Origin of the sequence: Rodentibacter mrazii, assembly GCF_001998825.1 — a bacterium.
GTDB lineage: Bacteria > Pseudomonadota > Gammaproteobacteria > Enterobacterales > Pasteurellaceae > Rodentibacter > Rodentibacter mrazii.
In genome coordinates this window covers 25,577-34,818 of sequence record NZ_MLHG01000021.1, presented here as the reverse complement: position 1 = coordinate 34,818, position 9,242 = coordinate 25,577, and the positions used below count along the sequence as shown (strand labels likewise).

Annotated in this window: 4 protein-coding genes and 1 pseudogene; 2 read left to right on the top strand and 3 right to left on the bottom strand. The window is 38.1% G+C overall.

The window, feature by feature from the left end:
- Window positions 1-19: 19 nt before the first annotated feature.
- Window positions 20-1,111 (top strand): annotated as a pseudogene (locus BKK47_RS12675) (ShlB/FhaC/HecB family hemolysin secretion/activation protein).
- A 260-nt stretch (window positions 1,112-1,371) separates the two neighbouring features.
- Window positions 1,372-5,631, top strand: a complete 4,260-nt coding sequence (locus tag BKK47_RS04260) for a hemagglutinin repeat-containing protein (RefSeq protein WP_077493664.1) — start codon at window positions 1,372-1,374, stop codon at window positions 5,629-5,631.
- Window positions 5,632-6,126: 495 nt separating this feature from the next.
- Here the strand turns inward: BKK47_RS04260 and BKK47_RS04255 are convergent, their stop codons facing one another.
- The 3 genes from BKK47_RS04255 to fabG form a co-directional block, all read right to left on the bottom strand.
- Window positions 6,127-7,797 (bottom strand): anaerobic C4-dicarboxylate transporter, encoded by a 1,671-nt coding sequence (locus BKK47_RS04255; RefSeq protein WP_077493663.1) that lies wholly within the window; start codon window positions 7,795-7,797, stop codon window positions 6,127-6,129.
- Between the two features lie 218 nt (window positions 7,798-8,015).
- Window positions 8,016-8,246 (bottom strand): acyl carrier protein, encoded by a 231-nt coding sequence (acpP, locus tag BKK47_RS04250; RefSeq protein ID WP_005544465.1) that lies wholly within the window; start codon window positions 8,244-8,246, stop codon window positions 8,016-8,018.
- A gap of 259 nt (window positions 8,247-8,505) precedes the next feature.
- Complete coding sequence (gene fabG / locus BKK47_RS04245; protein ID WP_077493662.1) at window positions 8,506-9,234, bottom strand: 3-oxoacyl-ACP reductase FabG; 729 nt, start codon at window positions 9,232-9,234, stop codon at window positions 8,506-8,508.
- Between the last annotated feature and the right edge of the window lie 8 nt (window positions 9,235-9,242).

Genomic DNA, 9,242 nt, shown 5'->3' with positions numbered 1-9,242 from the left:
GTTTTTAGTTAAAAATAAAATGCCGGGCAGTAAAGTGAGCGTTGATGTGCTACCGGCAAAAAATGGAGAAATTGAGTTGTCCTTTGTAAATGAAGAAAAATCTCGTGTAACAGGTTATGCTGGCATGGATAATTTTGCTTCAAAACGCTCGGGACGTTGGCAAGCTAAAGGCAGGCTAAATATTGATAACCCTTTGGGGTTTTCCGACAGTCTTTATCTTAATGTCAGTCACAGTTTGAAATCTTATCATCATAATTTTAACCGCTCATTTTCATTCTTCCATACTATCCCTTATGGTTATTGGTCATTAAGTACCTTTGGCTCTTTTTCGACATTTAAGTCGACTCTCCCATTACAATATAATACTGTTGAGCAAAAGGGATATACTTGGCAAGCGGCATTACGTAGCGACTACACATTTCAACGTGATTCTAATTCAATTTCCAATCTTTATGTACAGTTAGAAAGGATTAAAAGTAAAAGTTATTTTCATGATAGCTTAATTTTGTTGCAAAGCCCCACATTAACAACCGCTCAGATTGGTATTAATCACTTACAATGATTTTCTTATGGCTCATTGATGACTGATTTTAGCTATGAAAGAGGTTTAAAATGGTGGAATGCCATAGCAAACCATGGACGCGATCAACCCGAGGGGCAATTTAACCGTTGGCGGGCAGAATTACAATTTAACGCGTTTTATCCGATTAAATCTCAGATTTTCCGCCAATCTAGCCGTTTAGTCGGGCAATATAGTCATAACTATTTACCGAGTATTAAGCAGGAAGAATTGCTCGGGCGTTATGCTGTACGTGGTCTTAATGATTTTTCCCTGTCAGCTGAGAAAAGTACTGTATTACAAAATAATTTAGGTTGGTTACATCAATACAAGCAATGGCAGATTGAACCCTATTTAGGGCTGGATATCGGGATACAAAAAGCAACGGCACCGGATGCTAATAGCCAAAAAGCGTTTGGTTATGCGTTGGGTGTGAAAGCCTCTCATCCTCGTTGGTACATACAATTGGAATGGGCAACGGGGCGATTATTCCAACGGAATCAAATTATTCAAGAACGAAGTATTAATGTGAATTGGCATGTTATGTTTTAATTAGTCAATAAGATGTTCTTAATTAGGCATAGGTTATCTAAATTTGAAGGAAATAAAAATTGGTAAAAAATTGTGATACAAGTCACAAATTTACATATTAAAAAAAATCATCGGATATTTAATAATTGATGCTTAGAATATCCTGTACGCCAAACGATGTGTTAGTTTTTATCTAAAACAAATTGTTGGCAAAAGAGGGGGGTAAACAGGAATGCTTGCCAACTTAACCTTATATTCTTTTTCATTCTGGATCTCTATCTATGCAAAAATTTTCTCTTTCTAAAATCACAATCAGCTTATCATTGTGCTATGTAACACAATTTAGCTATGCGGATATTCAAACCTCAAACAGCAATACACAAGTCACTCGTCAAAAAGGTGTAGAAATAGTGAATATTGCTACACCAAGTCAATCAGGCTTATCTCATAACCAATATAATAAATTTAATGTTGATAAAGCGGGGGCTGTACTCAACAACGGATTACAAACCAGCCAAACTCAGCTTGCTGGAGAGGTAGGTAAAAACCCTAATTTACGCACACAAGCGGCTACGATTATCTTAAATGAAGTGGTCAGTCGTAATCCGTCCTATATTGCGGGAAAACAGGAAATTGCGGGGCAAAAAGCTGACTATGTGTTAGCTAACCCGAATGGGATTAGTGTGGATGGCGGTGGTTTTATCAATACACCGAGAGCATCATTAGTGGTGGGTAAAGCAACTGTCGAAAGTGGTAAATTGACCGGTTATAACATAGATGGTGAACAGGGTTTAACGACAAAAGGTACCATGTCAGGGGCAACCAATGTGGATTTAATTGCTCCAACAGTCAATGTGTCGGGCAATCTCCAATCAGACGGTAATGTGAATATTTTACAGGGTCATAATAAAATTGAGCGGGCGGATAACGGAGAATTAACCGTTAGTGTATTACCACAGCAAGAAAAAGTACTAGACGGTACAGTCGCAGGTAGTATTCAAGCGGGTCGCATTCGTATCCATTCAACAGACGATCGTGCTAGTTTAGAAGTTACCGGTAGCAACTTAACCGCGAAGCAAGTGACCGTAACCGGCGGTAATGTGAAATTAAATGGGAAGATGATTAACAATACTACTTCTTCCTCTAAAAATACTAGTGATAAGGATCGGCTTGTTGGTAAAGGTAAATTACGTAAAGACACTCAACAGTTTGATAAAACCTATGTGAAAGCTGATTCTGCGACTGTGGTTGCATCTAATCACTTGATATTAGAGGGTGCAGATATTCAAGCTAAAGATGTAGTATTAGTCGGTGGTAAAACCCATTTAGGCTCAATAAAAACGAAAGAAAGAACTATATCATCTGAAGATCGTGCAAAAGGAAATGCAAAAATATCCGAAAGTTCATTTGGTACGACTGAAAAGGCTCATAGCACAAAAATTGTATCGGATAATCTTAAACTCATTGCCACAGATGGAAAATTAACAGGTGATGCGTCCAAGATTAATGCTCAAAATCTTGTTTTACACGGTGAAAAAGGGGTTACGTTCCAAGGGGTAACAGAACAGAGCTACTATGCTGATTCTTCAACCTTTAAAAATATTTCGTCTAAACGTAAGACCGGTAAAAGTTCACAATCTGCAGCTACTCAGAATTATGTGGCAAGCGAATTGAATGTGAAAGACAATTTAATTATTTCAAGTGGTGCAGATATTCAGTTTTCAGGAACAATCGGACGTATTGATGGTGATCTGGTTGTTGCAAATAATGGCGAACTTCAGTTCAAGTCAGAGGAAGTTAAAAATAGTCATAATGTTGATGATAAAGAAAAATACTGGGGAGGTTTAGCAGGCTCGAAAACCTTGGTTTCTACCCGTAATGATAGAGAGCAGCACGGAGCGGATTTTACTGTACAAGGGACAATTTTAGCTGATGCTAAGAAAGGAGTGAATATTTCAGGTAGCCGGGTCATTTCAGCTAAAGATGCGTTAGTTAAAGCGAATGAAGGTAGCCTGCGATTAGATTCTGTAGAAAACTTCAGCTCTTATCAAGAACAAGGTCGTATAGGGACAATTTTCAATATTACGAAAGAGCGTACTAAGGGCTATAAGGTTGTTTCTACCCAACAGGGTTCAGCTTTACATTCTCAGTCCAATTTGAAATTAGTTACCGATAAAAATGTAGATATTATTGGTAGCCGCATACAAGCTGGTGGCGTGCTTGATATTGTTGCCAGTGGCGATATCAATATTCAAGGCAGCCGAAACCATTTATCCCAAAATCATACCCAATCGGGTATTGGGTTTACCACTAAAGTGGAAAAACCTACATTATCGCTGGATAAAGAAGGCGTTGTAAAATCTTCCGTTGATCTTCTTGTCAATGTGATTGAGGGTAAGGTTAAACGTGATGAGTTCGCTAAAAATTTAGTGAGTAATGTCAAAGACAATTTGAAGTTTAAAGGCGAAGCTAGCGCCACTCTTGGTTTTTATAAACATAATAAATCATTGATGGAAGGTACGCATACTGCATCGTCAGTGAGCAGTGGTGAAACCAATTTAACCGCTAATAATGTAAATATCGCGGGGAGTAAAGTGTCTGCAACAAAGACCGATTTGAATATCAACGCAAACAATGTCAATACGCAGGCACAGCATAATTCTGCAACTTCTACGAAGAAAAATACGGATGTAGGGATTACTAATACGGTAACCGTAACCGAAAGTGGTATTACAAACAAACTCTCATTAGGAATCCAACATTCACAAGCCAATAGTTCAACAACTTCCGCACAAGGCAGTCAATTATCTGCTGCTAATAATCTGAATATCAATGCAAATCAATCTATTAACCATAGCGGTTCACAGCTTAATGCTGGGCAGAATATAGCTGAAAACGCACAAAATGTGAGCCATAAATCGGAAAACAATACAGAAAACAGCAATAAGAAAAATGTTGATGTTGGCTTAACCTTAACGACGTCCCTTGATAAAAACAAAGTTGTGAGTGGTAGTCTTGTATTGGGTGCTTCTGGTGGACGTGAGCAAAGTTCTGCGACAAATGCACAAAGCACAACAATAACGGCAGGTAATGATGTAAATGTGAATGCCAACCACTTAACTGATGTTGGAACACAATATCAAGGTGGTGGTAATGTTAATCTCAATTCACAATCGCACAATATTCAATCGGCTCAAAACACCAAGCAGAATGATAAATTAAATGCGGGGGTTACTATTGGGGTTAGTGCCAGTACAAAAGATTTTGCAAGTGCAAATGTTGGGGTAAATGCAGGAATTCATTTCCAAAAAGATCAAAGTGATTCAACCACAGCTCATAAAGCAAACGTACAGGGTGGAAATGTGAATATCACAACAGGTACATTAAACAGCCAAGCGGATATTACGGCGACCAATAACGTGAATATTAATGCGAATAACGCTACCTTTACACAATCACAGAACACCAGTTCTCATAAAGGTGGTGGCTTTACCTTAAACGTTGGCGTAGGGGCAATTGTTATTCCAGCAGCGAGTGCCGCCGTACCGTCTGTAGATGTGAATTTTACTGCAAACGGACATAAGGGCAACCGTACCGATGCAGTATTACATAATGTACAAGGTGGAAACAATGTGGGAATTCACGGTAAAGACAGTGTGAATTTACAGGGTACAAATGTTGAAGCCGGAAATAGTGTTTCCATTACTGGTGGAACAGTAAATGTACAACCGGGTAAAAGCCAAGTTCAGGATCTCAATGTTAGTGTTGGCGGCGGTGTCAGTATTGGTGCAAATACCTCAAGTCTTGGTATTAACGGTAATGTAAATGTTCAACACGAAAATAGTACTACCCACCAAGGCGTTTCGATTAATGGTCAGAATGTCAATATCCAAGCTGGGAACGGTGTGAATTTGACCGGTGTGAATTCAAATAGCACAAACCTTAACTTAGATGGCGGTAAAGGCGATGTAAACCTTGATGCGGCTAAAAATAATGTGAACAAAACCGGCGTAGATGTTGGTTTATCACTTAGTGGTGGCATTAGCGATAACAAATGGACACCTGCAAGCGGTTCAGGTAAATTAAACGTCGATGTAGTGCGTAATGAAACTCATACAACCACCGACTTGAATACTCAAAATGCGACCATTTCCGGCAATAACGCCCATTTTAACGGTAGTAGTGTGAATGCAGAAAACGTGACGAATAATCTGAAAGGTCACATCACGACTAACTCGGTAACAGATAAAGTAAATGAAACCAGTGTCAATCTTTCTGCAAACGGTAGTGGCAAATTCACTCCGTATCCTGATGGCAAATGGGCAGAAAGTGCGAAAAAAGATTGGGATAACGGCACAATCGCAGGAGTGAAAGCGGATGTGAATGTAAAAGTGGATGATACTCATACAGAAACTGTAACATCAGGCGGTATTAATCCACCTAAACCTCAGGTAGTAAAAAACCAAGCCGTTGAAACTAATTTTGGTTTAACAACCAAACAAAAAGAGAAACTTTTACAAATGATGCTACGCAGATGGTAATTTGTTAATAGTTTACTTCTTTGCCGAAACCATCGTTTGCAAGCGGTGTGTTTCGGCAAATTTTTTGCAAGCATAAAAAAAGCTATCCATCTTGTCTTAATTATAGAGGTTCCCCCCCCCCCCACCCTGACAGATCCCATTTAAAATGAATTCCTGTCAAATTAATTTGAGCTTAAGTTCTTTTCCGTCCCAATCCATTTTCCATCAAGTAACGTTACCATCGGTTTTCTTCCGAAAAACATTTTTTCCTTGATGGATTCAGTGACAATTATATACATTCACCACTATCTAAATCAGCTTGCAACAAAGCTTTGGATTTTCAAAGCGACTATTTCTTGAAATTTACCAGTTCATCTACCGACAATTTCTCCCAGTGTCCTATTTCTTGCCAATAGCTCATATAAAAAATAATCAATTTTTAACCGCACTTTAAAATAACCGAAAAAACAAAAAGGCTATTCTTTCGAATAGCCTTTGTTAATTTAAGTAATACAATTATAAATAGCCGAATAAACCTGTGAAAATATAGCCAAAGATACAGGAAGTAATTACTCCGATTAAACCCGGTAAAATAAAGCTATGGTTAATCACAAATTTACCAATACGGGTGGTACCGGATCGGTCAAATTGAATAGCTGCCAAATCGCTTGGGTAAGTCGGTAAAATATAATAACCATAACATGCCGAAGCAAAGGCAAGAATAATTGCAGGATCAACACCAATACCTAATGCAAGTGGAACAAACGCCACCAATGCCGCCGCTTGAGAGTTTACGAACTTAGAAATTAATAACAGCATTACGGCATAGGTCCAAGGATATGCTTTTACAACATCACCCAGTGTTGCTTTCATCATTGGCGTATGGACGGTAAACATAGTTTCAGCCATCCAAGAGATACCAAACACCGCGACTAGCGCAATCATACCGGAACGGAAAATCTCATTTTTACTGATTTTACTTGGCTCTGTTTTGGTAAAGATAACAATGAGTGCACCGGCTAATAACATAAAAATTTGAATGACATGAACCATACTAATGTTAACTTTTTTATTCATACTATCTTTTAAAACAATTGTGGCATTATCAATCGTTTCGGCTTTATCACCTGTATGAATAACAACAGAATTGTTGTCTTGTGCAGATATAGTTTGAGCAAGTTCGCCTTTCTCATTATAAATTTCAACATGACTATAAGTCGTTTTAGCTTTTGCCTTGTTGTCTTTAACATTAAGTGCCACTATACCGTCTTTTGTGGTAGCAACAATTTTACCCTCTTTTACATTAAAGCTTTTTACTGTTTTATCGTAGGAAACAACTTCAAGAACTTGTGCCGGTACTGATTTCTCAAACGATGGACGTAGCTCTTTAAAATAACCTAGTAATGCAACAACTAAAATTGCACCAAAGAAAATCCACATTGCATTCCAACTGGATTGTGGTAATTTTTTATCAAGTAATGAGGCACTATCACCATAAACATATTGTTTGAAACTAGGATCTTGTAGTTTCGCTTGAAATTCAGCATCTTTATCTAAATCTTTACCACGAAACCAGCTAAAAATACCGATAGCCAATACTCCGCAAAGCGTTGACGGAACAGTGATTTTTAATAAATCCAAATAACCATCGAAACCTGCTAGTGGTGTTTTTGCATTAACCAAAAACGCAGTTAATGTGACAACCGCAACAGAAACCGGTGAGGCAATAATCCCCATTTGAGAGGCAATAGAACTCGCCGCCATCGGGCGTTCAGGGCGAATACCATTTTTAATCGCAATATCATAAATAATGGGCAGCATGGTATAAACCACATGCCCAGTACCACAAAGAATCGTTAAGAAACAAGTCACAAACGGGGCAAGAATACTGACGTATTTTGGATTTTTACGTAGCATTTTCTCCGCAATTTGTAGCATTACATCTAAGCCACCACTCGCTTGTAACGTTGCAGAGGTAACGACTACCGCAAGAATTGTCAACATGACATCAATTGCTGGTTTACCCGGTTCAATACCGAAACCGAATACCAACACAATTAAGCCCACACCACCTAACATACCCAATGCAATACCGCCCTTTCTTGCACCATAAAACAAACAGATTAGTACGATAGCGAGTTGAATAACAAATTGAGAGCCTTCACCTAAGTTAGTCAGAAAGTCCATAGATACTCCAATAAATTTAAAATACGAGCTAAAAAAATCCAGTAAATACTAACACAAAAAATTACCAAAAATTAAGTAGTATTCAATAACTTATTGTTCTATATCAATCAAAGAAAGTATTAATGAAATAAATTATTAAAAATATAAAAGTGCGGTCTATTTGAAAGGAAATTCTAGATAAAAAATTAGGCGACCTAAAAAGGTCGCCCAACTTGAAATTATTGATTGTTTTGAACGTAGTCAATCGCAGATTGGACAGTTGTGATTTTCTCAGCTTCTTCATCTGGAATCTCAATATCGAATTCTTCTTCTAAAGCCATGACTAATTCAACTGTATCTAAAGAGTCCGCTCCCAAATCTTCAACGAAAGAAGCTTCAGGTTTCACATCTTCTTCTTTGACACCTAATTGTTCAACGATGATTTTTTTTACGCGTTCTTCAATGCTCATTTGTTTTTCCTATGTTGTTATAACTCATTGCTGAGCGGTTAGTGTATGAATTTTTAATACTCTTGCAATCTTTTCATAAGTGGTCACACCACAAAAGTGCAATCAAAATACATACAGAGAAAATAACGATATACCTTTTACACATTAAAGGTATAACCAAATTATGTTGCGAAGCTGATTTTAACATTATCTAAAATCTTTGGCTATGATTTTATAAGTCGAGATCGCCTAACAAAAAATAACTATTCCCATCAAAGGGTTAGCTCATATATAAGCCACCATTTACGTGCAATGTGGTGCCCGTAATATAAGAAGCATCATCTGAAGCTAAGAAAGCAACAGCCTTTGCAATATCTTTTGCTTCACCTAAATGACCAGCCGGTACATTAGCAAGGATCCCTGCTTTTTGCTCATCAGTTAATACCTCTGTCATATCTGTTGCAATAAATCCCGGCGCCACCACATTCACAGTAATACCGCGAGAAGCCACTTCTTTCGCTAATGCCTTCGAGAAACCAATCACACCCGCTTTAGCCGCACAATAATTACTCTGTCCCGGGTTCCCTGAGGAACCCACCACAGAACCGATGCTGATGATACGCCCGAAACGTTTTTTCATCATAGAACGCAACATCGCTTTAGAAAGATGATATACCGAGCTTAAATTGGTTTGCATAATATCAAACCATTCATCATCTTTCATACGCATGAGTAAATTATCACGCGTAATACCAGCATTGTTTACTAAAATATCAACATCACCAAAATCATTTTTGATTTGTTCTAGTGCAGCTTCAATAGAGGCTTTATCTGTTACATTTAATACTAAACCTCTGCCTTTTTCACCTAAATAGGCAGAAATCACCTCTACACCTTTTTCAGAAGTCGCCGTACCGATAACAAATGCGCCTTTTGATACCAATTCTTCCGCAATCGCACGACCAATTCCGCGTGTCGCGCCTGTAACTAAAGCAATTTTATTTTGCATTTTTTCTC

What these genes read in the sequence shown, in the direction of transcription:
- BKK47_RS04260 (WP_077493664.1), top strand. Translation starts at nt 1,372, where the DNA reads ATGCAAAAATTTTCTCTTTCTAAAATCACAATCAGCTTATCATTGTGC.
- BKK47_RS04255 (WP_077493663.1), bottom strand. Translation starts at nt 7,797, where the DNA reads ATGGACTTTCTGACTAACTTAGGTGAAGGCTCTCAATTTGTTATTCAA.
- acpP (WP_005544465.1), bottom strand. Translation starts at nt 8,246, where the DNA reads ATGAGCATTGAAGAACGCGTAAAAAAAATCATCGTTGAACAATTAGGT.
- fabG (WP_077493662.1), bottom strand. Translation starts at nt 9,234, where the DNA reads ATGCAAAATAAAATTGCTTTAGTTACAGGCGCGACACGCGGAATTGGT.